The sequence below is a fragment of the Blastococcus mobilis genome (assembly GCF_900188025.1).
Classification (GTDB): Bacteria; Actinomycetota; Actinomycetes; order Mycobacteriales; family Geodermatophilaceae; genus Blastococcus_B; species Blastococcus_B mobilis.
This window is the reverse complement of record NZ_FZNO01000008.1, coordinates 98,958-124,584: the sequence shown is the minus strand read 5'-3', so window position 1 is coordinate 124,584 and position 25,627 is coordinate 98,958. Positions and strand designations below refer to the sequence as shown.

Annotated in this window: 22 protein-coding genes and 1 pseudogene; 8 read left to right on the top strand and 15 right to left on the bottom strand. The window is 73.6% G+C overall.

Annotated features, from left to right (window positions below; all coding sequences use genetic code 11):
* Positions 1 to 2: 2 nt before the first annotated feature.
* The 5 genes from CHB94_RS09260 to CHB94_RS09240 form a co-directional block, all read right to left on the bottom strand.
* The gene (locus CHB94_RS09260) at positions 3 to 689 is read right to left on the bottom strand and encodes a metal-sulfur cluster assembly factor (protein ID WP_217899235.1); all 687 of its coding nucleotides are present in this window, start codon (positions 687 to 689) and stop codon (positions 3 to 5) included.
* On the bottom strand, positions 686 to 1,759 hold the full coding sequence (locus tag CHB94_RS09255; RefSeq protein ID WP_089336284.1) for an amidohydrolase family protein: 1,074 nt from the start codon (positions 1,757 to 1,759) through the stop codon (positions 686 to 688). The genes CHB94_RS09260 and CHB94_RS09255 overlap by 4 nt, the downstream gene beginning before the upstream one ends.
* 49 nt (positions 1,760 to 1,808) lie before the next feature.
* Positions 1,809 to 2,837: an NAD(P)-dependent alcohol dehydrogenase gene (locus tag CHB94_RS09250; RefSeq protein WP_089336283.1), complete on the bottom strand. Its 1,029-nt coding sequence runs from the start codon at positions 2,835 to 2,837 to the stop codon at positions 1,809 to 1,811.
* Positions 2,838 to 3,045: 208 nt separating this feature from the next.
* Positions 3,046 to 3,492, bottom strand: a complete 447-nt coding sequence (locus tag CHB94_RS09245) for a YdeI/OmpD-associated family protein (RefSeq protein ID WP_089336282.1) — start codon at positions 3,490 to 3,492, stop codon at positions 3,046 to 3,048.
* A 16-nt stretch (positions 3,493 to 3,508) separates the two neighbouring features.
* On the bottom strand, positions 3,509 to 4,102 hold the full coding sequence (locus CHB94_RS09240; protein ID WP_089336281.1) for a TMEM165/GDT1 family protein: 594 nt from the start codon (positions 4,100 to 4,102) through the stop codon (positions 3,509 to 3,511).
* A gap of 195 nt (positions 4,103 to 4,297) precedes the next feature.
* Here CHB94_RS09240 and CHB94_RS09235 point away from each other — a divergent pair, with 195 nt between their 5' ends.
* Positions 4,298 to 5,428 carry an MFS transporter gene (locus CHB94_RS09235; protein WP_089336280.1) on the top strand — a complete coding sequence of 377 codons (1,131 nt, stop codon included), beginning with the start codon at positions 4,298 to 4,300 and terminating at the stop codon, positions 5,426 to 5,428.
* On the opposite strand, the gene CHB94_RS09230 is transcribed toward CHB94_RS09235, so the two are convergent.
* Positions 5,385 to 6,242, bottom strand: a complete 858-nt coding sequence (locus CHB94_RS09230) for a helix-turn-helix domain-containing protein (RefSeq protein WP_089336279.1) — start codon at positions 6,240 to 6,242, stop codon at positions 5,385 to 5,387. The genes CHB94_RS09235 and CHB94_RS09230 overlap by 44 nt on opposite strands.
* A 27-nt stretch (positions 6,243 to 6,269) precedes the next feature.
* On the opposite strand from CHB94_RS09230, the gene CHB94_RS09225 reads away from it, so the two are divergent.
* A complete protein-coding gene (locus tag CHB94_RS09225; RefSeq protein ID WP_089336278.1) occupies positions 6,270 to 6,743 on the top strand; it encodes a VOC family protein in 474 nt (157 codons plus the stop codon).
* Here CHB94_RS09225 and yczE read toward each other — a convergent pair.
* Positions 6,688 to 7,371 (bottom strand): membrane protein YczE, encoded by a 684-nt coding sequence (gene yczE / locus CHB94_RS09220; RefSeq protein WP_254920523.1) that lies wholly within the window; start codon positions 7,369 to 7,371, stop codon positions 6,688 to 6,690. The genes CHB94_RS09225 and yczE overlap by 56 nt on opposite strands.
* 58 nt (positions 7,372 to 7,429) lie before the next feature.
* Between yczE and yczR the strand changes: the two genes are divergently transcribed.
* Positions 7,430 to 8,869, top strand: coding sequence for a MocR-like transcription factor YczR (yczR, locus tag CHB94_RS09215; RefSeq protein ID WP_217899234.1), 1,440 nt, complete (start codon positions 7,430 to 7,432; stop codon positions 8,867 to 8,869).
* Between the two features lie 98 nt (positions 8,870 to 8,967).
* Here the strand turns inward: yczR and larC are convergent, their stop codons facing one another.
* Together larC and CHB94_RS09205 are read right to left on the bottom strand one after the other, a co-directional pair.
* On the bottom strand, positions 8,968 to 10,146 hold the full coding sequence (gene larC / locus CHB94_RS09210; protein WP_089336276.1) for a nickel pincer cofactor biosynthesis protein LarC: 1,179 nt from the start codon (positions 10,144 to 10,146) through the stop codon (positions 8,968 to 8,970).
* A gap of 182 nt (positions 10,147 to 10,328) precedes the next feature.
* Positions 10,329 to 11,156, bottom strand: coding sequence for a putative hydro-lyase (locus CHB94_RS09205; protein ID WP_089336275.1), 828 nt, complete (start codon positions 11,154 to 11,156; stop codon positions 10,329 to 10,331).
* 156 nt (positions 11,157 to 11,312) lie between these two features.
* On the opposite strand from CHB94_RS09205, the gene CHB94_RS09200 reads away from it, so the two are divergent.
* Genes CHB94_RS09200 through CHB94_RS09185 form a run of 4 tightly spaced genes read left to right on the top strand, consistent with a single transcriptional unit; the run spans position 11,313 to position 14,797 of the window.
* The gene (locus CHB94_RS09200; protein WP_089336274.1) at positions 11,313 to 12,551 is read left to right on the top strand and encodes an NRAMP family divalent metal transporter; all 1,239 of its coding nucleotides are present in this window, start codon (positions 11,313 to 11,315) and stop codon (positions 12,549 to 12,551) included.
* Positions 12,552 to 12,558: 7 nt separating this feature from the next.
* Entirely contained in the window at positions 12,559 to 13,320 is a 762-nt protein-coding gene (locus tag CHB94_RS09195) for a LamB/YcsF family protein (protein ID WP_089336273.1), read from the top strand.
* The gene (locus CHB94_RS09190; RefSeq protein ID WP_089336337.1) at positions 13,320 to 13,937 is read left to right on the top strand and encodes a 5-oxoprolinase subunit B family protein; all 618 of its coding nucleotides are present in this window, start codon (positions 13,320 to 13,322) and stop codon (positions 13,935 to 13,937) included. Before CHB94_RS09195 ends, CHB94_RS09190 begins: the two co-directional genes overlap by 1 nt.
* Positions 13,934 to 14,797, top strand: a complete 864-nt coding sequence (locus CHB94_RS09185) for a 5-oxoprolinase subunit C family protein (RefSeq protein WP_089336272.1) — start codon at positions 13,934 to 13,936, stop codon at positions 14,795 to 14,797. The genes CHB94_RS09190 and CHB94_RS09185 overlap by 4 nt, the downstream gene beginning before the upstream one ends.
* A 101-nt stretch (positions 14,798 to 14,898) precedes the next feature.
* Here the strand turns inward: CHB94_RS09185 and CHB94_RS09180 are convergent, their stop codons facing one another.
* A complete protein-coding gene (locus CHB94_RS09180) occupies positions 14,899 to 17,619 on the bottom strand; it encodes a diguanylate cyclase domain-containing protein (RefSeq protein ID WP_254920521.1) in 2,721 nt (906 codons plus the stop codon).
* Between the two features lie 125 nt (positions 17,620 to 17,744).
* Positions 17,745 to 19,430 (bottom strand): GGDEF domain-containing protein, encoded by a 1,686-nt coding sequence (locus CHB94_RS09175; protein WP_089336270.1) that lies wholly within the window; start codon positions 19,428 to 19,430, stop codon positions 17,745 to 17,747.
* A 110-nt stretch (positions 19,431 to 19,540) separates the two neighbouring features.
* Between CHB94_RS09175 and pheA the strand changes: the two genes are divergently transcribed.
* Positions 19,541 to 20,485, top strand: coding sequence for a prephenate dehydratase (gene pheA, locus CHB94_RS09170; protein WP_254920520.1), 945 nt, complete (start codon positions 19,541 to 19,543; stop codon positions 20,483 to 20,485).
* Positions 20,486 to 20,492: 7 nt separating this feature from the next.
* Here the strand turns inward: pheA and CHB94_RS09165 are convergent.
* The 4 genes and pseudogenes from CHB94_RS09165 to CHB94_RS09150 all read right to left on the bottom strand — a co-directional run bounded on the left by CHB94_RS09165 (position 20,493) and on the right by CHB94_RS09150 (position 25,588).
* Positions 20,493 to 21,388 (bottom strand): annotated as a pseudogene (locus CHB94_RS09165) (ketopantoate reductase family protein).
* 106 nt (positions 21,389 to 21,494) lie between these two features.
* Complete coding sequence (locus CHB94_RS09160; RefSeq protein ID WP_089336268.1) at positions 21,495 to 22,562, bottom strand: alpha/beta hydrolase family protein; 1,068 nt, start codon at positions 22,560 to 22,562, stop codon at positions 21,495 to 21,497.
* 37 nt (positions 22,563 to 22,599) lie between these two features.
* Entirely contained in the window at positions 22,600 to 23,067 is a 468-nt protein-coding gene (locus tag CHB94_RS25660; protein ID WP_217899233.1) for an LVIVD repeat-containing protein, read from the bottom strand.
* A 907-nt stretch (positions 23,068 to 23,974) separates the two neighbouring features.
* Positions 23,975 to 25,588 carry a PucR family transcriptional regulator gene (locus CHB94_RS09150; protein ID WP_089336267.1) on the bottom strand — a complete coding sequence of 538 codons (1,614 nt, stop codon included), beginning with the start codon at positions 25,586 to 25,588 and terminating at the stop codon, positions 23,975 to 23,977.
* Positions 25,589 to 25,627: the final 39 nt, after the last annotated feature.

Genomic DNA, 25,627 nt, shown 5'->3' with positions numbered 1-25,627 from the left:
GCTCAGCCGGTACCGAGCGTGCCCCGGTACCGCGTCCTGAGGATGCTCGTGCACAGCTCTCCGTTCGCCTCCATGCCCAGCCGGGTGAGCCGGGCCCGGCGCAGGTGCAGCGGCACCTGCTCCGCGGCGACCGGGTTGCCGTCGGGGTGGAGGAGGAGCGGCGCCCCGTCGTCGGACGGCAGCCCGAGGGCGGTCCGCCGCCGGCGCAGCCGGTCGAGCGCCGGCGAGCCGGGGACCGACCCGAGGGTCAGCGACGCCAGCTCGTCGGGGCCGGCACCCGCATCCACCAGCGGCCGGGCGACCCGGTCCTGCCCGGCGACGACGGCCTTCTCCAGGAAGTACCGCCGCAGCTCGTCCAGCTCGGCAGCGGCCTCGCCGGCGAACGTCTCGACGAACCCGGCGTGGGCGGCGATCCCGCGGTTGATCTCGGCGGCCGCGTGGTGGTCCTCCAGCAGGACCTCCGCGCGGGTCACCCCCTCGACCGCCGACACCGCGTCGTAGGCGTCGGCGACCATGAGGAACGAGAAGTTCGGCGCGCAGAAGAACGTCGGCAACCGCAGGCGCACGGTCACCACGCCGTCACCGGAGACGGTGCACGAGGCCACGAAACCGAGATCCGTGATCGGCTCGTCGATCTCGGGATCGAGCACCGTCCCCAGCGCCTGCCGGACGGCGTCCCGCAGGTTCACGCCGGTGAGCCCGCCGCGGCCGCCTCGGTCAGCAGCTGCTCCCCGGGCTGCTCCTGCTCGCCGGCCGAGGTCGGCAGCCGGCATTCCGCCGGCACGTCGATGCCGTAGAGCTTGGCCGCGTTGAGGCCGAGGATCTTCTTCTTGGTCGCGGTCGTCAGCCGCGGGTAGTCGGAGAACGCCTCGTCGTCGGGCATCTGCCAGTCGACGAAGCCCTCGATCTGCCACTTCGGCGTCCAGATGTTGTAATCGCTCCCGAACGTCATGCGGTCCTCGCCGACCCAGAACAGCAGCTCACCCATGAAGCGGGCGAAGGTCTTCGGCCGGGCATGCATGTGCGCGCCGATCACGACCGAGAGGCCCGCGTAGACGTTGGGCTCCTGCACCGCCATGTAGGCGAAGTCGTCGATCCGCGGGATGCCGGCGTGCTCGATGACGAAGTTCAGGTCGGGGAAGTCGGTCGCGGTCCGGTCGACGTCCTCCATCGAGAAGGCGTCCTTGTCCAGCGGCCAGATCGTCGGGCCCTTGTGGGCGTGGATGTTCTTGATGCCCAGCTCCCGGCACTTCTCCAGAAATCGGTAGGACTCCGGATCGGTGAGCTTCCACCCTCGCGAGCCGTTCTCGTGCCACTCCGCGGTGTAGACCTTGACGCCCTTGAGGTTCCAGCGGCGCGCGTCTTCCTCGAGCTGCCTCAGCCCGGCCTCGCCGTCCCGCGGGTCGAAGCGACCGTTGACGATGAACCTGTCGGGGTGCCTCTCCAGCAGCGAGCCGTTCTGCTCGACGGTGTTGAAGCCGTCCCGGTACCAGTACTTCAGGTAGGTCGACTGGAAGATGGCCCTGTCGACGTGGCCGTCCTCGAAGACGTCCTTCATCAGGTCCTCTTCGGAGACCCTGAGGTAGTGCTCGTAGTCCCAGTGGGTCTCGGGCGGGGCCAGCTGGTGGTAGCCGTAGAAGCAGTCGATCCAGCCCTTGGCGTACTGCTCCCGGCCCTGGACCCAGTTCTCGCGGCTGGCATCCCAGAAATGCATGTGTGAGTCAACGACGAAGTACTTGTCGCCATCCTTCTCGTACATGGACTCCGCACCTCTCGCATCGATTGCCGAAAATTCCGGTCGAGCCGGGTCAGGGGACGAGAATGGCGCGGCCGCGCACCCGGCCGGCGTCGAGGTCGTGCAGGGCGTCGACCGCCTGGTCCAGCGGGTACTTCTGCGTGTGCAGGGTGACCTTGCCGGCCTGGGCGAGCACCATGAGCTCCGCGAGGTCCGTGTAGGTGCCGACGATGTTCCCGACGATGTTCCGCTCGGTGGAGATGATGTCGAGCGTCGGGATGCGCAGTTCGCCGCCGTAGCCGATCACGAAGTACGAGCCGTCGGGGGCGGTCATGTTCCAGCCGTCCATCTCGGCGCCCTGCTCGGCGACGTAGTCGAAGACGACGTGCGCGCCGGTTCCGCCGGTGAGGTCCTTGACCGCCTCGACCTGGTTGCCGTCGGCGAGCACGGTGTGCGTCGCGCCGATCTTCCCGGCCAGCCCCAGCGCGTCGGGGTTCCGGTCGACGACGACGATCCGCGCCGCGGACAGCGCGGCCAGGCACTGGATGCCGATGTGCCCCAGCCCGCCCGCGCCCTGCACGACCGCGGTCGTGCCGGGGGGCAGCAGCGGCAGCGCCTTGCGGACGGCGTGGTAGGCGGTGATCCCGGCGTCGGCGAGCGCGGCGACGTCGGCGGGATCGGTTCCCGGGTCGAGCTTCACGCAGGCGCGGGCGGTGGTGCGCAGGTACTCCGCCATCCCCCCGTCGTGGTTCGACAGGCCGGGGAAGAAGGCGTTCTCGCAGTGCATGTCCTTGCCGGCCCGGCAGGCCAGGCACAGGCCGCAGCTGGGCTGCGGATGGAGGATCACCGTGTCGCCGACCGCCAGGTTGGTGACGCCCTCACCGACCGCGTGCACCCAGCCGGCGTTCTCGTGGCCGAGCACGTAGGGGAGGTCGGGGTTCTGCACCTCCGCCCACTGGCCCTCGATGATGTGCAGGTCGGTGCGGCATACCCCGGCGCCGCCGATCCTGACGATGACGTCCAGCGGTCCGATCGGCTCCGGCTCCGGGATCTCGTCGATCGAGGGGTCCTGGTGGTAGCTGTGCAGGCGAACGGCTCTCATCCGACGTCTCCCGGCTCGACGCGACCGCTGGTCGTCGCTCCCGGCCCGACGAGCGGCGACGACGGCGTCACCCTGACCCCGCACCCGCACCCGGCACAAGGTGCGCGCGTCCGGCATCTTCACGCGTCACTGCGACGGGGAGCGTCGAGGTGCCGGCGGCGCCGGTCTCCGTCCTGGCGGCGTGCGCCCACGCCGGCCGGACGAGCCCTCAGCGGGTCTTCTTACCGGCGCGCAGCGACTCCACCGTCTTCGTGATCCGGGCGGCGCGGGTCTCGAGCTTCTTCGCCTCCCCCACCCACGGCACCCACTCCTTGCGGTGCGAGTAGGCCAGCGCGTCGAATGCGGTCCGCGCCGCGTCGTCCATGGCCGTGGCGAGGTCGTCGGGCAGCGGCACCTCGCGCGGTGCGGTGTCGAGCTCGATGGAGACGTCGACCTGCTGATCGGCCTGCACGCCGGCCGCCTCCCGGTGCTCCGCGGCCAGGGGGACCCAGTAGGAACCGCCCATCGGCGCCACCGTCGTCCGGTAGGTGTGGCCGCCGACGGTGACGACGACCGAGGGGCGCTTGCTCGAACCGAGCGCCGTCACGACGTCGTCGGGCACCTGGATGCCCGTCGCCGTTTTGCCACCCAGCACCACCGTCGCCCGGAAGTCCATGGCGGAACCGTAGAGGTCAGGTGAGCGCGCGGACGGTCTCGACGATCGCGAACACGGCGAAGAGGAGGAAGAGCCCTGCGGCCACCCGGCGGATGAGCGTGATCGGCAGCCGGTCGGCCAGCTTCTTGCCCAGGAACACCGCCAGCCCGGAGACGACCAGCAGCGCCGCCCACGCGCCGACGAACACCGACAGCGGCTCGTCGTAGCGGGCGGCCAGGCCGGCGGTGGCCAGCTGGGACAGGTCGCCCCACTCGGCGGCGAAGAGGACGCCGAAGGAGATGGCGGCTGCCTTGAGGAACGACGGGTGTTCCGGCGTCTCGGCCAGCTCCTCGTCCTCCGGGCCGCTCGATGCGCTGCGCCAGAGGATGACCGCGCCGACGAGGAACAGCAGCGCCACGACGCTGCTGACCAGTGCCTCGGGCAGCAGCGACAGCAGGGAACCGGCGGTGACGGCGATCGCGACCTGCAGGCCGAACGCCGCCCCGACGCCGAGGAACACCGGCCAGTGCGGGAAGCGGGTCGCCAGGACCAGGCTGGCGAACAGCGTCTTGTCGGGGAGCTCCACGGGGAGCACCAGGATGAACGCGGTCGCGATGACCGACAGGTCCACGAGAACTCTCCTCCGCTCGGCACTGCCGGGCGGTGCTCGGACAGCTTGGTTCGTCGCCGTCACCGTAATCGAGCGGTTCGCCGAAACCGGCTGCGGACCCGGACCCGGCGGCGTTAGCCTCCGCACATGCCGTTCCGTTGACGCCCGTCCCCGAACCCGCTTCCCCCCGCCGCACGGCCGCTCGCTCGTCTCGCGGTGGGCTGGGCCGCGCTCTCCGAGCTGGTGCCCTACTACCCGCTCTACGCGCTGCTCTTCCTGGACACCGGGCTGTCGACGGTGGCGATCTCGATCCTGTTCGCCGTCTGGTCGATCACCGGCTTCATCACCGAGATCCCCGCCGGAGCGCTGGCCGATCGCTGGTCCCGCCGGGGAGTCGTCGTCCTGGCCGGCGTCCTGCAGGCGGCCGGCTTCGTGGTGTGGACGGCGGCTCCCGCGTTCGGTGCCTTCGCGATCGGCTTCGTGCTCTGGGGCGTCGGTGGTGCGCTGGTGTCGGGCGCGAGCGAGGCGCTCGTGCACGACGCGCTGGCCGACGTCGAGGCCGCGGACTCCTTCGGTCGCGTCCACGGCTGGATGACCGCGGCGGAGCTGCTCGTCCAGGTCCCCACGGCCTTCGCGGCGAGCGCGCTCTTCGCTCTGGGCGGCTACCGGCTGGTCGGCTGGGTGAGCGTCGGCGTGTGCCTGCTCGCGGCGCTGCTCGCGCTGCGCTTCCCGGAGCCCGCGCGGGTCCCGGACGGCGAGACGTCCCTGGCCGGCACGCTGCGCCAGGGGGTCCGCGAGGCGGTCCGCACGCCGGCGCTGCGGCTGACGGTGCTCGCGGTTGCCCTGATCGGCGCGCTGGACGCGGTCGAGGAGTACTTCCCGGTGCTCGCGGCGGCCCAGGGGGTGCCGGTGACCGGCGTTCCCTTCGCGGTCCTGGCCGTGGCGCTGGCCGGTGCGCTGGGGGCCGCCCTGGGCGGTCGGGCGGCCCGGCTGCCCGACCGCGCGCTGCCGGTGCTGCTCGGGACCGCGGGGCTGTGCCTGGCCGCCGTCGTGCTGCCGGTCCTGGCCGGGCTGGTCGCGCTCTGCGTGTTCTACGCGCTCTACCTCGCGGTCCTGGTGGCCGCCGAGGCCCGGCTGCAGGACCGCATCGACAGCCCCCACCGCGCCACGATCACCTCGGTCGCCGGCCTGGGCATCGAGCTCGGGTCGCTGCTGGTGTTCGCCGCCTGGGCGGTGGGCGGAGCGACCGCGGTCGCCGTCCTGGTCCTCGCCGTCGTGCCCGTCGTCCGGTCCGGGCTGCGGGTCAGCGTGCCTGCCGAGCTCGCTGCAGATAGGCCGACGGAGTGACACCGACGACGGCGTGGAAGTTCCGGCTGAAGTGGGCCTGGTCGAACCACCCCAGGGAGGCCGCGAGGCCGGCCAGGTCGTGGACCTCGCCCGCGTCGATCGCGGCAGCGGCGTCCTGCAACCGGTAGCGGGCCAGCACCGCCTTCGGGCTGACTCCCACGTATCCGGCGAACAGCCGTTGGAGCGATCGCACGCTCACCCCGCCCAGCGCCGCGACCTGGTCGACGCGGACCAGTTCCCGGTCCTCGATCATCGCGCCGATCAGACCCAGCAGGTCGAGATAGGCGTCCGGGGGCTCGGTGGCCAGCGGCGCGAGGGACGCGTCGAGCACGGCGGCGCGGTCGTCGTCGTCCTCCGGCTCCAGGACGTCGATCAGCAGCCGCTCGGCCGGGATCCCCAGTTCGCGGCCGAGCGGCGCGACGCTGTTGCGCGCGGGCAGGGCGCCGGTGAGCGCCGTGAAGCCGCCGGGGCGGAACTTGACGGCGTTCACCCGGCCGGAGCCGGTCAGGTCGATGCTGAAGCGGCGGGTCACGACGCCGTGCAGGAGCACGGCCGGCATGGCCACGCCGAAGCGCGGATCGGTGCCGGACTCGACCGACAGGTTCACGCTGGGATGGCTGAGCACCTCCGAGCGGAACGGCGGCTGCCCGGTGAGGTCCCAGCGCACCGACCAGTACCGCTCGACGAAGGGCCGCAGCGGCTCGCTGACCGGGGCGTCGCGGCGCAGGTCCGTGCGTGCGGCGGTCTCGACGGGGCGCAGGATGCCGCGCAGGGTGGCGGTCCGGTCGATCGTCGCGTTCTTCCAAGACGCCACCCCCGCAGCCTAGGCAGCATCGGGGACATGACGATCACGAATGGAAAGCCCGAGGGCTACACCACCCTGACGCCGTTCCTCGTCTGCTCCCCGGCGACGGAGGCCATCGGCTTCTACGTGGAGGTCTTCGGGGCGACGCTCGTGAGCCGGATGGACGGGCCCGGCGACACGGTCATGCACGCCGAGCTCGACTTCGGCGACGGGCGACTGCAGCTGAGCGACCCGAACGAGCAGTTCGGCCTCGTCAGCCCCACTCGGGACGGCGAGGCGGTCAGCGGCTCCGCCTGCATCTACGTGTCCGACGTGGACGCCGTCTTCGCGAAGGCGGTGGAGCGGGGCGCGACGGTCCGGGAGAAGCCCGACACGTTCGTCACCGGCGACCGGTTCGCCTCCGTCCACGACCCGTTCGGGCACCGCTGGGCGGTCATGACCAGGGTCGAGGGCGTCAGCCCGGAGGAGGCGGAGCGGCGACTGGCGGAGTGGGGCGCCCAGCAGGGGTGACGGGGTAGGTCCGGCTCACGGACAGCCAGGGGAGCAGAACCTGCACCAGCGGACCGATGGCCACCGCGTACAGGAGGGTGCCCAGGCCGAGCGTGCCCCCGAGCAACCAGCCTCCGGCCACGACCACCACCTCGATCGACGTGCGCACCAGCCGCACCGAGCGGCCCGTGCGACGGACCAGGCCGGTCATCAGCCCGTCGCGCGGTCCCGGGCCGAGGTGGACGCCGATGTAGGCCGCCGTGGCGACGGCGTTCAGCAGGAGGCCTGCCAGCAGCAGCCCGATCCGCAGCGGGAGGGACGACGGGGCCGGGACGACGGCGAGCGTGGCGTCGAGGGCCAGCCCCAGCACGACGACGTTGCTCACCGTGCCCAGCCCGGGCCGCTGGCGCAGGGGGATCCACCCCAGCAGCACGAGGGCGCCGACCACGATGGCGACGGTGCCGATCGACCAGCCCAGCCGGTCGGCGAGCCCCTGGTGCAGGACGTCCCACGGCATGTTGCCCAGCGCCGAACGCACGATCAGCGCCATGGAGACGCCGTAGAGCATCAGGCCGGCGTAGAGCTGGACGAGGCGGCGGGGCAGTTGGCGGCCACGGAGCGAGCGGCCGCCGCGAGAGGGCTGGAGCACGGTTCGAGGATGGCCCATGATTGGCCTGCTGACCACAGGCCAATCGGAAGGTAGTGGCGTGGAGACGACCTCGGCCCGGCAGCTGGCGGACCTCGTCGGCGACCTCGACGGCGAGCGCCCGCCCCGCTACGCCGCCCTGGCCCAGCGGGTGCGGACGCTCGTGGCCGACGGGCGGGTGCCCTTGGGCACCCGTCTGCCGGCGGAACGCGACCTGGCCGCCGCACTGACCCTCAGCCGGGCCACGGTGACCGCCGCCTACGCCCGGCTGCGGGAGGACGGCTGGGCCACGGCCCGCCAGGGGTCGGGCACGTTCGCGGCGTTGCCGGCCGGCCCGCACCGCGGCGCCTGGGTGCCTGCACCGGTCGACGACGGGACGATCGACATGGCCCACGCCGCGCCGTCGGCTCCGTCGTCGGTTCCCGCGGCCTTCGCCGCCGCCCTCGCGGAGCTCCCGCGACACCTGCCGCAGCACGGCTACCACCCGGCCGGGCTCCCGGACCTGCGGGCGCGGATCGCCGAGGGATACGGCCGGCGCGGGCTGCCGACGACGCCGGAGCAGGTCCTGGTGACGGCGGGCGCCCTGCACGGTGTCGGGACGGCGTTCAACACCCTGCTGCGCCGGGGCCAGCGGCTGCTCGTGGAGCAGCCGACCTATCCCAATGCGCTGGACGTGGCACGAGCCCTCGGCCTGCGTGTGCTGCCCACGGCGCTCGACCCGGACGAGCCGGAGGAATGGCTGTCCGCCGCCGAGCGGGCGCTGGGCACCGTCCGCCCGGCGGGCGCCTACCTGATGCCGGACTTCCACAACCCGACCGGGCGCCTGCTGGACACGGCGGGCCGTGAGCGGCTCGCCCGGGCGCTGCGCCGCGCCGGCACCACGGCCGTCGTCGACGAGACGTTCGCGGAGCTGTGGCTGGACACCCCACCGCCGCCGCCCCTGGCCGCGTTCGGCGAGGGACACGTCTCCGTGGGCAGCCTGAGCAAGACGTTTTGGGGTGGCCTCCGGATCGGCTGGGTGCGTGCGGACGCCGAGACGGTGCGGCGCCTGACCGCGGTCGCCGTCCGTTCGACGATGGCCGGCCCGGTCGTGGAGCAACTGGCCGCGGGCGCCCTTCTGGACGGCGCCGACGCGGCGCTGGGCGACCACCGGCGGGCCCTGCGCGAGCGCCGGGAGGCGCTGGTGGGGGAACTGCGGTCGCGGCTGCCCGCCTGGCGGGTCCATGAGCCCGCCGGCGGCATGGTGCTGTGGTGCGGGCTGCCGTCGGCGCGCTCCCGCGCGCTGGTCACCGCAGCCGAGGCCTACGGGCTGAGGCTCGCCGCCGGGCCGCTCTTCGGCACGGGCCACGCCCTGGACGACCGCCTCCGGCTGCCGTTCACCCATCCGCCGGAGGTCCTCCGGGACGCAGTGGCCTTGCTCGCGCGGGCCGACGCCGATGTCGAGCGCGGTTCCCGGCCGGCAACCGACCACGGCCGCTGCCCGTCCGATCCCGTCGTCTGAGGCAAGCGGTGCGCCGCCGAGCTGTCCGTGGTGCCGGGCAGGATGCGTCCATGGGTTACGCGATGCGGTCCAGTCGCGTTCGGTGACGTGGTCCGGGGTCAGGTCCGCATGACCGGGTAGGCGGCCTCGGCGGCGGCGGTGGCCGCCCGCAGGGCCTCCTTCACCGGAACGCCGGCGTCGCGGGCCAGCGCGGCGACGTCCTCGTACTCGACGCTGACGTTGACCACGCGCCCGCCCGCGACCGCCACCTTCACGCCCACCCGGGCGCCGAGCACCTCCACCGAGGCCGGGACCCGCTCGAGGGCCACCTTGCCCACGGGGACGACCCGCATGCCGATGGTCGACGTCGTGGCGAAGACCACCGCCTCCACCTCGTCGACCAGCTCCGGACGGCACAACACCGACAGCGCGTACGCCGGGCGGCCCTTCTTCATCAGGATCGGGGTCAGCCAGGCATCGGAGGCCCCGGCGGCCAACAGGGCGTCCAGGACGCCGGGCCACAGCCGCGGGTCGAGGTCGTCGATGTTCGCCTCCAGGACGACCGGGCTCGCCGGCTGCGGGTGCGCCGGCTCGCCGAGGACCAGCCGGACGACGTTCGGCAGCTCCACCGGGTCCCGCCCACCGGCGCCCACCCCCACCCGCTCGACCCGCATCGGCGGCAGCGTCGTCCACTCGCCGACGCGGGCGGCCACCAGCGCCGCCCCGGTGGGGGTGCACATCTCGGCGGCGACCGCGCCCGCCACCACCGGGACGCCGGTCAGCAGCTCCAGCACCGCGGGGCCCGGGATGGGGACGACGCCGTGCGCGCCACGGGCCGTGCCGCTGCCCAGCGTGATCGGCGACGCGGCGAGGCGGGACAGCCCGAGGTGCTCGAAGGCGGCCACCACCCCGACGACGTCGGCCAGCGCGTCCAGGGCTCCGACCTCGTGGAAGTGGACGTCGTCGGGGGAGACCCGGTGGACCCGGCCCTCGGCGATCGCCAGCCGTTCGAAGACCGCGAGGGCGCCGTCGCGGACCGGCCCGGGCAGGGCCGCCTGCCCGAGCAGCGCACGGACGTCCGCCCACGTGCGGTGTGCCGAGGACGTCGGCGCCTGCACGTGCACCCGGGTCGCGCCCAGCCCGTGCCGGGTGACCGACTCGGTGACCAGCCGGATCCGCTCCACCGGCAGCGCGGCGACGGCGCCGGCCGGGACCTCGAGGGGCACCCCGGCATCCACCAGCGCGCCGAGCAGCATGTCCCCGGACGCACCGGCGGAGAGGTCCAGCCACCCGATCATGCGCCGATCATGCCGTCTACCAGGTGGGGAACGGCAGGCGACTGGGGTGGACCCGTCGTGGGGCCGGAGGCTCCCGATGGGGACACGGGCAACCGCTCAGCGCAAGCGGGGGACGGCACCTGGCCGCGGTGTCGTCCGGAGGACGACGGTGTCATGGCGGTGTGATCCGGAGGATCACGGAGTCATTGCCGGTAGGCCGCATCCGGGACGTCGGTGACGAACATGTGCCCCGGTGCGTGCGTGATCGCGAACGGTGGGCGGGAGGCCATCAGCGCCGCCTGCGGGGTGACGCCGCAGGCCCAGAACACCGGGACGTCCCCGTCGGCGAAGTCGACCGGGTCCCCGAAGTCCGGCTGCCCCAGGTCGGCGATGCCCAACGACGAGGGGGCGCCCACGTGCACCGGTGCCCCGTGCACCTGCGGCATCCGCCCGGTCACCTGCACCGCGGTGACGACGTGTTCCCCCGGCACCGGGCGCATCGACACGACCAGTGGTCCGGAGAGCCGACCGGCCGGTCGACACGCGCGGTTGGTGCGGTACATCGACACGTTGCGGCCCTGCTCGATGTTGCGGACCGGTACGCCGGCGTCCAGCAGGGCGGTCTCGAAGCTGAAGCTGCAGCCGATCAGGAAGGCGACCAGGTCGTCGCTCCACAGGTCGGTGACGTCGGTCGGCTCGTCGGTGAGTTCACCGTCGCGCCAGACGCGGTACCGGGGCAGGTCGGACCGGAGATCGGCATCGGGAGCGAGCACGGTGCGGAACGAGCCCGGGTCGGTCACGTCCAGCATCGGCACCGGCTGCGGATTGCGCTGCCCGAACAGCAGCATGTCGAAGGCCCAGTCCTGGGGCACCACCACGAGGTTGGCCTGGGTGAAGCCGGGTGCCTCTCCGGAGCTCGGCACCGCCAGGCCCGCGCGGTAACGGGCCCGGGCATCGGCCGGTGTTCGGCCGGCGAGCGTGGCGGGGGTGGCGGGGGTGGCTGCGGCGGTGGTAGCGGCGGTGGCGGTCACGGGAGGCTCCTCCGGACGGCTCGAATTGCCGGGTGGGCGACTCGAACCTACGGTCGGCGACCACCAGGCGAAAGCGCACAGCCGTCCCGCCGTCGGGATCGATCCGCGTGACGTCCGGTCCACCGGCCGAGCCGACCACAGGCTCCAGGAGCGCCCATGTCGCACTCATCGGACCAGCCCACCGCCACTGCGCCGTCGGGGAGGCTCGCCTCGAGCACCCGGTCCACCCTGCTGGGCGCGATGTTCCTGATGGCCACCTCGGCCATCGGACCGGGCTTCATCACCCAGACGACGGCGTTCACCGTCCAACTCGGGGTCGCGTTCGCCTTCGCGATCGCCGTCTCGATCGTCATCGACATCGCCCTGCAGATGAACGCGTGGCGGGTCATCGGCGTCTCCGGCCGCCGCGCCCAGGAGTTGGGCAACCTCGTCCTCCCAGGTCTTGGCTGGGTGATGGCCGGGTTCCTGCTGATCGGCGGCCTGGTGTTCAACGTCGGGAACGTCAGCGGCGCGGGGCTGGGCACCGACGCGATGTTCGGGCTGGACCCGAGGATCGGCGGGGCGCTGTCGGCCCTCATCGCGATCGGCATCTTCCTCAGCAAGCGTGCCGGGGTGGCCGTCGACCGGATCGTGGTCGTCCTCGGCCTGCTGATGATCGTGCTGACCGCCTACATCGCGATCACCTCCGGCCCGCCCGTGGGCCAGGCGCTGAAGAACGTGGTCCTTCCCGAGGAGGTCTCCTTCCTGGCGATCACGACGCTGGTCGGCGGCACCATCGGTGGCTACATCGTCTACGCGGGCGCCCACCGGCTGCTCGACTCCGGCGTCACCGGGCCGGCGCACGTCCGGGACATCACCCGCGGCTCGATCACCGGCATCATCATCACCGGGATCATGCGCGTCGTCCTCTTCCTGGCGATCCTGGGCGTGGTCACCGGTGGCGCCGACCTCGGGGTGGAGAACCAGGCGGCCAACGCGTTCCAGCAGGCGGCGGGCGAGGTCGGCCTGCGCGTCTTCGGCATCGTCCTGTGGGCCGCCTCGATCACCAGCGTGATCGGCGCCTCGTACACCTCGGTGTCGTTCGTGACCTCCCGCACGCACACCAGCGACCGCACCCGCACGATCCTGGTCTGCGCGTTCATCGCCGTCACGACGCTGGCGTTCGTGCTGGCCGGCGCGGCCCCCACCACCCTGCTGGTGTTCGCCGGCGCCTTCAACGGGCTCCTGCTGCCGATCGGCATCGCCGTGCTGCTGTGGGTGGCGACCCGCCGGGCCGACCTGCTGAACGGCTACCGGTACCCGCGGTGGCTGCTGGTCATCGGCTGGGCCGCCTGGCTGCTGACCATCTACCTGGCGGTCAATTCGATCCGCCCCGTCATCGACCTGTTCTCGTGAGTGGAAGATGCCCAGCGTGGACTTGAACTCCGACCTCGGCGAGGGGTTCGGGCAGTGGACGCTCGGTGACGACGACGCCCTGCTCGACATCGTCACCAGCGCCAACGTCGCCTGCGGATTCCACGCCAGCGACCCCTCGATCATGAGCCGGGTGTGCGCGCGGGCCGTCGACTCCGGTGTCGCGATCGGCGCCCAGGTCGGCTACCGGGACCTGGCCGGGTTCGGCCGCCGCTTCATCGACATGGAGCCCGACGCGCTGACCGCGGACGTGATCTACCAGATCGGTGCGCTCGAGGCCTTCGCCCGCGTCGCAGGCTCGCGGGTGTGCTACGTCAAGCCGCACGGTGCGCTCTACAACGCGATCGTCCACCACGAGGAGCAGGCGGCCGCCGTCGTCCGCGCCGTCCTCGCCTACGACCGCACGCTGCCGGTGCTGGGCCTGCCCGGCTCGGCGTGGTTGCGGCAGGCGGCCGACGCCGGGCTGACCGTGGTGCACGAAGCCTTCGCCGACCGTGCCTACACGCCGGAAGGCACGTTGGTGTCCCGGCGGCTGCCCGGTGCGGTGCTGCACGACCCGGACGAGATCGCCCGGCGCTGTGTCGCGATGGCCGCCGGAGAGCCGATCCAGGACGTCGACGGCGGTTCGCTGACCCTGCGACCGGACTCGATCTGTGTGCACGGCGACACCTCCGGTGCGGTCGAGATCGCCCGCCAGGTGCGGCAGGCGCTGACGGCGGCCGGCGCGGCCCTGACCCCGTTCGCACCGTGATGCGGGTCCTCCCGAGCGGCAGCACGGCGCTGCTGGTGGAGCTGGACGATCTGGACGCCGTCCTCGCGCTCTACGCCGCGCTCGCCGAGCAGCCGCCGGACGGCGTGGTCGACATCGTCCCCGCCGCCCGCACCGTGCTGCTGGTGACCGGTCCGGGCCGGACCTCGCTGTCCGCGGTGGCCGACGCCGTCCGGGCCGCGACGCCGCGGCCCGATGCCCGGGCCGGCGGGGAGGTCGTCGAGCTGCCGGTGCACTACGACGGGGAGGACCTCGAGGACCTCGCGGGGCTGCTGGACCTGAGCCCGGAGGAGCTGGTGCACCGGCACACGGGCAAGGAGTGGATCGTCGCCTTCGGCGGCTTCGCCCCCGGCTTCGGCTACCTCACCCAGCCCGGCGGTCAGTGGGACGTGCCGCGCCGGTCGACGCCGCGCACCAAGGTGCCACCGGGGTCGGTCGCGCTCGCCGGTGAGTTCAGCGGCGTCTACCCGCGCGAGTCCCCGGGTGGCTGGCAGCTCATCGGGCGGACCGATGTCGCCGTCTTCGACCTGGACCGCGATCCCCCGGCACTGCTGCGCCCCGGGGTCGGGGTGCGCTTCGTCGACGCGGGCTCACGATGACGCGCGCCCTCACCGTGCTGAGAGCGGGTCCCTTCACCACGGTGCAGGACGCCGGCCGGCCCGGGCAGGCCGCGCTCGGCATCGTGCGCTCAGGTGCCTGTGACCGGTCGGTGTACCGGCAGGCCAACCGGCTCGTCGGCAACCCGGAGGACTTCGCGGTCCTGGAGGCGACCTACGGCGGGCTGGCGGTGCGGGCGGAGGCCGACCTGATGGTGGTCACGACCGGCGCGCGCTGCGCGGGACCGTTCCCGCATGCCGCGCCCACCCCGCTCCGGCGCGGCACCGAGCTGCGGCTGGGGCCCCCCGAGACCGGGCTGCGCACCTACCTCGCCGTCCGCGGGGGTATCGACGTCCCCCCGGTGCTCGGGTCGCGCGCCACCGACGTGCTGTCCGGGCTGGGACCGGCGGCGGTGGCCGACGGCGACGTGCTGCCGATCGGCGCCCCCATCGAGCCGGTGCCCGGGGTCGACGTGGCGCCGGTCCCCGACATCCCTGGCGGCGAGGTCACCGTGGCGGTGCTGCCCGGGCCACGCGCCGACTGGTTCGGCGACGCGGGCTGGACGGCGCTGACCGGGCAGGTCTGGACGGTGACCGACGAGAGCAACCGGGTCGGTCTGCGGCTGGACGGCACGCCCCTGGAACGGTTGCGCGGTGGTGAGCTGCCCAGCGAGGGAATGGTCCGCGGTGCGCTGCAGGTGCCGCCGTCCGGCCTGCCCGTGCTGTTCCTGGCCGACCACCCCGTGACCGGCGGCTATCCGGTGATCGGCTACGTGGCCGACGAGCCGATCCGCAGTGACGTCGACCGGTGCGGGCAGTTGCGACCCGGGCAGACACTGCGCTTCAAGGCGATGACATCGTGATCCTCCGGATCACACTGCCAGGTGCCGTACCCCGGTCGACCTGAACCGCGGCCCGTGTCCCCGCCGGGGAGCCTCCGGCCCCCGCGCCGGGTCCACACCCCTCAGCGGGCTCGGCGAGCCACTCTCGCGGCGAACACGCCCGCGGAGTAGCCGTTGTCGATGTTGCTGATGGCGACGCCCGGCGCGGCCGAGTTCAGCATCGTCATGAGCGCGCCGAGCCCGGCGAAGGCGTTCGGGGCGCCGGTCGACGTCGGCACCGCCACGACGGGGACGTCGGCCATGGCGCCGACCATCGCGGCGAGCGCGGCGTCCATACCGGCGACGACGACCAGGCAGTCCGCGTCGCCGAACAGCGAGCCGTCGGCCAGCACACCGCGGATGCGACTACCGGCGACGTCGTCCATCCGGAGAACCTCGGTGCCGGTGACCCGGGCGACGAAGGCGGCCTCGGCGGCCACGGGGGTGTCGGCGCCACCGGCGCACAGCACGTGCACGCGGCCCACCGGCTCGGGCACGGGGCCGACCGCAGCGGCCATCGCAGCGGCGTCCATCGTCGTGTACGCGTGGTGCTCGCCGGCCAGCGCCACCAGGGTCTCGGCTGCGGCGCGCAGCACCAGCGCCGGGCGGTCGGGGTGCTCGCGGCGGGCCTCGCGGACCAGCACCAGGACCTGTTCGGTGCTGCGGCCGGTGGCCCAGATGACCTCGGGCTCGGCCGATGCCAGGGGGCGCGGGGCCGCCGCCGGCTCGACTATCGGCGTCACGGGAACCGGCCCGGCGGTGGGGACGGGCCCGAGCAGTGGCTCGGTCGCGCTGCCGGTGCCCAGCGGCGGGTCGACCGGGCGCGCCTCGACCAGGAGCGGAGCGAAGCCGGCGGCCTCGTCGGGGGCGGGGCCGGGCTGGAGCGGGGACGGCTGCACGGCGGCGACAGTAACGGCCGCTGCGTCGTCCTCCGCGGTACCGCCGACGGTCGTGTCGGCGTCCACCGCCGTGTCGGCGGCGACCGGCGGCGGCCCGAACAGCGCGTCGAGCGGGCTGGCCGCGGGGGCCCGGGTCTGGGTCACCCCCGACAGGCGGACGACGCGGTCGCGCCCGCTGCGCTTGGCGTCGTAGAGGACGCCGTCGGCGGCGGCGAAGAGGGTCCGCCGGTCGTCGCCGCGGGCCGCCGACGCGATCCCGACGCTGATGGTCACCGGGACGTCGAGGCCGAACTGCGCCCAGTCGTAGGCGGCGACCTTGCGGCGGGTGCGCTCCAGGGCCCGCTCGGCCTGCTCGGCGGTCGTGTCCGGCAGCAGGACCACGTACTCGTCGCCGGCCCAGCGGCACACCTCGTCGGTGTCGCGGACGCCCTCGATGAGCAGCTCGGCGACCGTGCGCAGCACCGAGTCGCCGCCGGGGTGGCCGATGGCGTCGTTGATGGACTTGAACCGGTCCACGTCGACGACGGCCAGCGCGGGCGCCGCCCCGCTGGAGAGCAGCCCGTCCAGCCGGGCCTCGGCGTAGCGCCGGTTGGGCAGGTGGGTGAGCGGGTCCTCGTAGGCCTGACGGCGGAGCTGACCTGCGGCGCGCTCGGTCTCCAGCAGGCTCTTGCGCCGGCCGAACAGCTCGACCCAGCGGGTGCGCCGCTCGTCGACCCGGTCCAGCTCGTCGGCGAGGTAGGCCTGCAGGTAGGGCAGGGCCCGGCCGGCGTCGTCCAGCTCGGCGTGCAGCGTGCACAGCTCGCGCAGGGCGGCGCGACGAAGCCGGGGGAGGCCGTGCTCGGTGGCCAGGTTCAACGTCGAGACCAGGTGCTCGTCGGCCTCGCCGACGTCGCCCTCCCGGCGCAGGGCCCGGCCCAGCGCCAGCTGCGCCGAGGCCAGCTGTGCGCGGTCCGCGGTGGCCGACGTCGTGCGGACGGCGGCGCGCAGCGGGCCCACCGCGGCGGCGTGCTCGCCGAGCCCGACCAGCGCCCAGCCGTGCACGACCTGCGCGGGAACGATCCCGGCGCTGTCCGGGGGGAGGAACTCGAGGGCCTTCTCGGCCAGCGCGCGGGCCTCGGCGAAGTGCGCCCCGGCGGACTCGGGCATGCCGTCGTCGAGCAGCCCCTCGCCCAGCTCCGCGCACAGCTCGCCCAGGCACGTCGCCGTGGTGGCGACCAGCACGTCGGGGTCCTCGGCAGGACCCCCGTCCTCCGCCCACCCCAGCGCGTCCGGGTCGGTGGCGGCGGTGATGGCGGCCTCGTGCGCGCGCCGCTGGTAGTCCAGCGCCAGGGGCATCAGCTCGAGGTCGGCGAGCACCCCGGCGAGGGTGCCGAGCGTCTCCACCAGGAGCGCGCTGGGCGGCAGGATCGGGTCGAGCAGGCTCGCGGCCTCCACGGCCTCGTCCATGGCGGCGTCGATGCGCCGGGAGAGCAGCTCGATCCGCGCGTGCCGGGCCAGGCCGGCGGCGCGCTGCAGGTGGTCGTCGGAGGCGTCGAACGCTGCCTTCGCCGACCGGACGAGCGCGATCGCGAGCGCGGCCCGGGTGGCGGACTCCGACCGGGGGTCGCCCTCCTCGCCGGTGCCCTCGATGAGGTCGGCCACCCCGGCATGCAGGTCCAGGGCCTCGTCGGCGGAGGACTCGGCGGTCACCGGATCGCCGACGAGGGTGAAACCGGCGACGCGCAGCCGGCGCACCAGCAGCTCGGCCCGGAGGGTGTCGGCCCAGGCCTTGCCCAGCGAACCGGGGGCGTCCCCTGACGCGTCGTCGGCCGGATCGGCGACGACGTAGGGCGATGGTTCCCGCTCGACCCCGGAGAGCATCTCCTCGGCGTCGTCGAGCTGCCAGTTCGCCAGGGCGGCGGTCACCCGATGATGCAGAGCTCCGGGCGGCACGAGCGCACTGTGCACGGAGCAGGTGCCGGTGTCGAGCACATGTTCGGAAACGCGCCGTCCCCCGTCCGATGCGTCCCACGCGTCCCAGGCGGAGAGGGTCACGCGGGGTCCCGCGCGGGGTCGTCGGACTCGTCCTCGCCCGGCGCGCCGCCCGGGGCCCGCACGCGGTTGCGGCCGCTGCGCTTGGCGGAGAACAGGTTGAGGTCGGCGGTGTCGAACAGTGCCCTCCAGCCCACGACCGTCGCCGGCTGCCCCTCGTCGACCGCCGGCGCCGTCGCCACCCCGATGCTCACCGTCACCGGGCCCGGGATCAGGTCCGACCAGTCGGCGGCCGCGACGGCCGACCGCAGCCGCTCCATCACGACGACGGCCTGTGCCTCGGTCGCCGTCGGCAGGACGACGAGGAACTCGTCCCCCGCCCACCGGTACACCTCGTCACCGGTCCGGCTGTGCTCCCGCAGCAGGTCGGCCACCCGGCGCAGGACGGCGTCCCCGTGGGTGTGCGAGGTGTCGTCGTTGACCTCCTTGAACCGGTCCACGTCCACGACGGCCAGCGACAGCGGTTCCTCGCCCAGCCGCATGGCGCCCAGCCGGCGTTCGGCGCTGCGCCGGTTGCCGAGGCCGGTGAGCGGGTCCTCGAGGGCGTGCCGGCGGAGCAGCGCCGCCTGGCGTTCGGCCTCCCGGAGCCGGCTCCGGCGGACGAACATCTCCGCCCACATCTCGCGGCCGCGGGAATGTGCCCGGCCGGTGTCGGCCCGGTATGCCTCCAGCCAGTGCAGGGCCTCGGCGGGCCGGCCCAGGTCGGCGGAGTTCTGGCCGAGCTCCAGCAGGCACTGCCGGTAGCGGCGGCGGTCGCCCGACGCGACGAAGCCGCCGGCCGCGTCCACCAGGAGGCCGACCGCCTCCTCGCCGTACTCGTCGTCGTTGTCGCGGCGGGCGATCCGCACCAGCAGGCGGGCGAGGGCCAGGTCAGTGTACCCGCGCAGCCACATCCCGCCGTGCTGCTGGACCCGGCGGCGCACCCGGCGCAGGGGGCCCAGGGCCCGGTCGAGTTCGTCGGTGCACGTCATGGCCCACGCCTGGACGACGTCGAGCAGGTCGGCGTCCGCCGGGTCGGGCTCCCAGGCCATCTCGCGCGCCTCGGTCGCCTGGGCGATGGCGACGGCGGCCAGCGCGCGGGCCCGCTCGGAGTCGCCGCGTCGGCGGAGGGTCTGGGCCAGCTCGGCGTGCTGCTGGGCCGCCAGCTGCAGCAGCTGCCACTGGTCGGCGAGATCGGGCAGCACGGCGGCGATCCGGTGGCCCCGGCCGGCGTGGGAGACGGCCAGCTCCTCGAGATCCAGCCCCGACAGGGCCAGCGACAGCCACCGGTGGGCCTGGTGGAGGGCGCGGGAAGGCTCACCGGCCGTGGGGCCCTCGGTCAGGAGGCTGGCGTCGACGGCCAGCAGCATCGCGGCGTCGAAGTGGTCGGCGGTGACCTCGACGTGGGCCAGGTAGGCCAGGGTCAGGGCGGTCTCCGCCGACGGCGGGCACGTGTCGAGGGCGTCGCGGGCGGCCGAGACCGCCTCGGCCGCGGCCTCCGGGTCGCTCTCGAGCAGTCCCCGCCGCGCGGCGAGCGCGTGGCGCCACGCCGTCCACCGCGGCTCGGTGGTCCCCCCGAGGGTCGTCTCGGTCTCGTCGAGGAGGGCGAGGAAGGTGGTGGAGTCCTCGCGCGAGCTCGCGTCCAGCAGGCGCCACAGCGCGGCCGTCAGGTCGCCGGAAGCGACACGGGCCGGGCTGGGGACCACACATCCTCCACTGACGGGTCGGCCAGCCGCCGGACGGCCGGGTCTGCCGGTGACGAGGCAGTTCCCCCGGGTGGGGAACCTGCCCCACCCGCCCGCACTACCCTCGTCGGATGCCCGGGATGTCACCCAGTACGCCGCCGACGCGGTTCGCCTATCTCGGGCCCGAGGGTACCTTCGCCGAAGCAGCGCTCAGCATCGCCGTTGCCTCCTCGGAGGGAGCCAGGTACCCCCAGCCGAGTGTCCCGGCCGCGCTGGCCGCCGTCCGTTCGGGGGACACCGACGCGGCGCTGGTCCCGCTGGAGAACTCCGTCGAGGGTTCGGTGCCGGCCACCATGGACGGGCTGGCCGACGGCGAGCCGCTGGTGATCACCCGCGAGGTCTTCCTCGACGTCGTCTTCGTCCTGGCCGCCCGCCCGGGGACCGAGCTCTCCGCCGTGCGTTCGGTGGCCAGCCATCCGCATGCGCTCGCCCAGACCGCCGGCCGGCTGGCCGAGCTGCTCCCGGACGTCGTCCCGCTGCCGACGTCGTCCACCGCCGCCGCCGCCGAGGCCGTGGCGGCGGGGGAGTACGACGCCGCCGTCTGCGCCCCGATCGCCGCCGAGCGCTACGGCCTGGTCCCCGTGGTGGAGGATCTGGCCGACCACCCCGGGGCGGCGACCCGGTTCGTCCTCGTCGAGCCGGCCGGAGTCCTGCCGGCTCCCACAGGCAACGACAAGACCTCGCTCGTCGTCGTCGTCGAGGACCGGACCGGCGCGCTGCTCGACGTGCTCCGCGAGTTCTCCGTCCGTGACATCTCACTGACCCGGATCGAGTCCCGGCCCACCCGGGAGCGGAAGTGGGTGTACTCGTTCTCCCTCGACTGCGAGGGGCACGTGGCCGACCGCCGGGTGGGCGAGGCACTCGCCGCGCTGCACCGCGTGTGCGAGGACGTCCGCTTCCTCGGCTCCTACCCGCGGGCGGACGGCCGCCAGAACCGGCCGGTGCCAGCGATGGCGGACGACCCCGCCTTCGCCGAGGCCGACGCCTGGCTCGCCGCGATCCGCGCCCGGGCCTGACCCCGCCTCACGCCAGGCGGGCGCGCAGGTGCTCGACCACGCGGGTGGTGACCGGGACGTCGACGCCGTGCCGATCGGCGGCGCGCAGCACCGCGCCGCCGATCGCCTCCAGCTCGGTCTCGTGGCCGGCGGCGGTGTCGCGCTGGAGCGAGGAGGTCATCACGGCGGGCACGGTCGCCATGAACGCGAGGGTCGCGGCGGCGTCGGCGTCCGCCCCCTCGGCCCGGGCGACCGCCGCCACCTCCTCCACGAGCGCGCGCAGGTCGTCCCCGAGTTGCTTGCGGACGGCGCCCAGCGGCGCGTCGAGCGTCGTGGTGAGCAGCGCGACCGGGGCCAGGAAGGCCAGCTTGTCCCAGAGCAGCCCGGTCTCGTCGGGGCGGACGGCGACGTCGAGCCCGGCGTCGGCCAGCGCGGCGGCGAGGGCTTCCGCGCCCGGGGCCAGCTGGACGGCGGCCAGGCTCCCTTCGTGCCGCACCGCTCCCGGTCCGGTCCGGCTGGCCACCAGGCGGATGGCGCCCGCGACGACGCGGGCATCCGGGTAGCGCTGGCGGAGCAGCGGCTGGCGGAGCAGCGCCATGTGCTCGAGGCCGTTGAGCAGCGGCACCAGGACGGCGTCGCGGACCGCCGGGGCCGGGACCCGGTCGAGCGCCTCCTCCAGCCGGGTCGCCTTCGGCGTCACCAGGCACACGTCGACCGGCTCGGTCAGCAGCTCGGCGCCGGAGGCCGGTGCGGTCACCTCCCCGTACCGGTCGCTGACCAGCCGCAGCCCCCGTGGCGCTCGATGTGCGCCGCGGTGCCGGGGCCGGCGAGGCAGGTGACGGCGTGCCCCTGCCGGGCGAGGAGGGTCCCGACCAGGCCGCCGACGCCGCCGGGTCCGAGGACGGCCACGCGCAGCGCTCCCATCCGTCCACCTTGCCGGTGACCAGCGGGCCCGGCAACCGTCAGACCGGCTGAGCCCGGGCTCTCCGTCGGCCGCCACGTCGCGGCACTGGGAGAGCCTGCTAGCCGGTCAGGACGTCAGCCGATCGACGAGCCAGTCGGCCATCCGGGGGCGCACGAGGTGGTGCAAGTTGTGGCAGCAGTGATTGCCCTCCGGCGGGATGTCCCAGACGACGTCCGCATCCGACGGCAGGGCGTCCCGGAGGCGGTCAACCTGCGCCACCGGAATGAGGTCGTCGGCACCGCCGTGGAGGACGTAGGTCGGGCACCGGAGCTGCGCCGCCACGTCGGACAGGTCGATCGAGCGCTGGAGGAAGTCCCGCGCGGCGGCGGGGTCGGGGTAGCCCGCGACGTAGGCGAAGCCGGCTGCCGCGCTGGGCGACAGGTCGTCGAAGAACGACAGGTCGAAGAACGCGCCCCACACCCCGCACGCGCGCAGCCGCTCGTCGGAGGCGGCGGAGCGGGCCGCGTAGTAGCCGCCGAGGCTCCGGCCCAGCACGCCGATCCGGTCCCCGGCGATGGCGGGCTCGTCCAGGAGGAAGTCGACGACCGCGGAGGTGAACCGCTCGAAGTCCGGCCGGAGCGGGCTCTGCACCATGAACTCGCCCTGCCCGGGGCCGTCGAAGGCACAGGTGGCCAGGCCGCGCTCGAGGCACAGTTCCTCGAACAGCAGGCTCTCCTCCTTGGTGCTCTCCAGTCCCCCGAGAAGGATCACGCAGGGGTGCGGGCCCGGGCCCTCGGGGAGACGGAGGAACCCCGGCACCTCCATGCCGTTGACGGGGACCGCGAACCGCCGCGCGGGCGGACGCAGCAGTGGGGCAGCCCGGTCGTAGAGGTGGACCTTCTCCCGCTGGCCCGACGTCTTCCGTTCCGGGTCCTGCCACCACAGGAACTGCGCGTAGTGGTAGGCCATCGAGCCGAACCAGAACAGCCGGCCGGCGGTCAGCCTGTGCCCCGCCGCCAGGGCATCGTCGCCGAGCGCCTCGTACGCCGCTCCCCGTGCGGCCCAGAAGTCGAACCACTCCTCCCAAGACTGCAGCCGGCTCTCCGCGGCCTGCACGTCGGGCAATGGCAGCCCGTCGCCGACCAGCCGGCCGGCGTGGATGCGGAGAACCTGCATCAGCTTCGCGTCGGGCACCGATTTCCTCCGATGGTCGAGGGTGCTGGTTGGTGGGTCAGCGCAATCCCGGGCCGTAGCGCAGGACGAAGACGCCGTGGTTCTTGTCGGTGCAGTAGATGGAGCCGCGGGCGTCGACGATCACGTCCTCGAACTGCGTGACGAGCTCCGTGGGCGGCACGCCGCGGCGCTCCGCGGGGTCTTCCGGGACGAACCAGCCGGCCTCGACTGGCTCCCGCGGGTCGCTGATGTCGAACAGCCGCAGACCCGCGTTGAAGTACGTCAGGAGCACGTGGTCACGCAGCTGGAAGTGTGCGGGATTGCCCTGGTGATGGTGCTGGTTGCGCGGGCCGAAGCGGCCGCCCTTGTCGTAGTAACTGGCGTAGGGCAGGCCGAGCTGGGGCTGTGGGACCGGGAACGAGCTGAGGACGCGGGGTGCCGCGGGATCGGCGACGTCGACGACGAACACGTAGTTGAGCGGCTCGCGGCCGCCCTCCTCGATGGCCTCGCTGTTGGCAACCAGCACGCGGCGGTCGGGACGGGGACGGCCGAATGCAACCCGAGGAAGCTGCCGAGGTCGCCGAACCGGAGGAGCCCCACAAGGCGGGGGTCGGTCGCCTCGGAGACGTCGAGGACGACCAGACCTACGCGCCCGTAGGGCAGGTAGGCGAGGTCACCGTCGACGTAGGCGGGGCCGTGCAGGTAGGCGAGCGCGGGCTGATCGGGGCCAATCTGGTTTGGCCAGGCCCAGCGCGAGACCTCCCGAGGCTCGGCAGGATCGGAGACGTCGAGGATTACCAGGCACTGGCCGACCTGATCCGGGCCCGCCGCCGTTAGGTAGGCGTACCGGCCACCGGCGTAGAAATTGCGGTGCGTCCCGTACGAGCCGGTGCGCCACCGGCCGACCGGGCGCGGCTTCGCCGGGTCATCGGACAGGTCCCAGAGCACGACGCCTTCCTCGAACGGTGCCCCCTCAGGGACCCCCCAGCCCGGCACCGGCCGCTCCAGGGCCGTGACGAGCAGGTCATCGGCCGCCTGGACCTGGATGGTCCACGTGGTGTCGGGTCCGCTCATCCGATGCACCACTGTGGGGTTCGCAGGGTCCGTCACGTCGACCACCGACCAGCCGCTCTCCCAGAGGTGACCGGTGTAGAGCAGCCATCGGCCGTCCCGCTCGTGCAGCGCGAGCTTGAACCCGGGCCGGCCGTCCAGGTCGCAGTAGCCGACGAGCTCGAAGCCCTCGCACTCGAGCACTCCCGGAGCGGCGGGCGGCGGGGTGGTCATCCCGGTCTCCTCGCGGTCGGCGGCGTCCCGCGGTCGAGCGCGGGACGCCGATGACGCTAGAAGTGCGGCTCGGGTAGCGGAACGTCGAGGACTCACCGGCGCGGGCCGGCCGGATGTCGAGAACCGACACCGCGCGTCGCGGCTCGGCTCTAGCCGCTCTCCGCCGCGAACTCACGCAGCCGCAGCGCCAGCGAGATGTTCACCCACAGGTCGGCATCCGTCGAGAACGGTCCGAGCAGCTCCTCCAGCCGGTGCACGCGGTGCCGAACGGTGTTGTAGTGGCAGTGCAGCGCACGTGCCGCGTCGACGAAGTTCATGTTCTCGGCCACGAGCGCGCGCAAGGTGGCGAGCAACCCGTCCGCTTCCCGGGCGGGCAGCCGGTCCAGAGGCGCGAGCACCTGGGCGACGAGATCCGCGGTGTCGTCGTCTCCGGCCGCGGCCAGCACGAGGCCGAGGGCGCCGAGCTCCGTGAACGAGCACGGCCGGGACGGCCGGGATCGCCGTCCGCCCGCCCGCACCGCGACCAGCGCCTGGCGGAGGGCCCGCGGAGCGTCCTGCAGCTCCGAGCAGTCGGCGCTCAGGCCGGCGCTGATGCCGTGGCTGAGCTCTTCTGCCGTCCGGCGGTGAAACTTGTCGATCACCGACTGGAGCGCGTCCTCCAGCCGGGGGCGGTCGGGCGCCGGGAGGACTGCGGTGAGATGGTGGCCGACCATGCCGCTGGCTCCGGTGCCGGACGGGCTTTGTAGGGCCTGGCGGAGCAGGGCCAGACCAGTGGAGCGCAACCACAGCACCGCTCGGGGGTCACGCAGCCGGCGGCCGTCGAGGGGCCAGACGCCGATCGCCGCGACAACCAGCGGACAGCTCAGCCGCCAGCCGAGCTCGTGGAGGCGGCTCGCGGCGGCGTCGACCTCGTCGAACTCCCCCCGCAGCAAACGAGTGAGTATCTCGCTCTGGAACTGCGCCTCGACGTCCCGCACAGCAGCCTGCTGGGACAGGGCGAGGGCGGCCACTGCGGCCGAACGTTCCAATGCCCGGACCTCCACCGCGCTGAACGGACGGTCGGTTCGCCGGGCGGTGAGGTAGCCGAGCAGATTGGCGGGACCCCCGAGGCGCAGCACGACGTATTCGAACGGCTCGGTGCCCGTGCGGGGGTCGCGGGCCGAGGACTCCAGGGCCCGCCAGTCGCCCGTGGACGGCGTGCCCTGAGCCTCTGACGGCGGGATCGCCCCGCCGATCGGATCGAGGAGATTCACCTCCGCGCCGAGCAGTCGTGCCGCCTCGCTGGCCACCCGGCCGGCGGTCCCTCCACTCATCACGATGTCGGACAGCGCCGCGTGTACGCGTTCGGCCAGGTCCAGGTCGGCGAGCAGGGCGGAGTTGATGCGGCGGAGGACGTCGATGATGATGTCGTCGAAGGCGAAGGAGTCGGTCAGCCGGATGACGGGCAGGCCCACCTCCTCCGCGGTCTCCAGCAGCCCCGGTGGGAAGTCGTCGAGGTAGCTTCCCAGGCGGATCGCCAGGCACGCCACGGAGCGCGCATCCAGCTCCCGGATCACATCGCACATCGAGTCTGCACTGTCACGCAGAGGATGCCCGGTGGAGAGCAGGGCGGCCCCGGGCTTCACCCACTGAGTTATCTCGGTGCCCGCGACGACGCTGACGTTGTAGACGCGCCGCTCCAGACCGGAACTGCCCGCGACGACCGTGGTGCCGGCCAGCGTCGGGAGATCGAGCAGGTCGCCTACCTGCACCTCGTTGCTCATCGAGTCTCCCGCCCGTGACCGCGCCGCTCGGCGGTCATC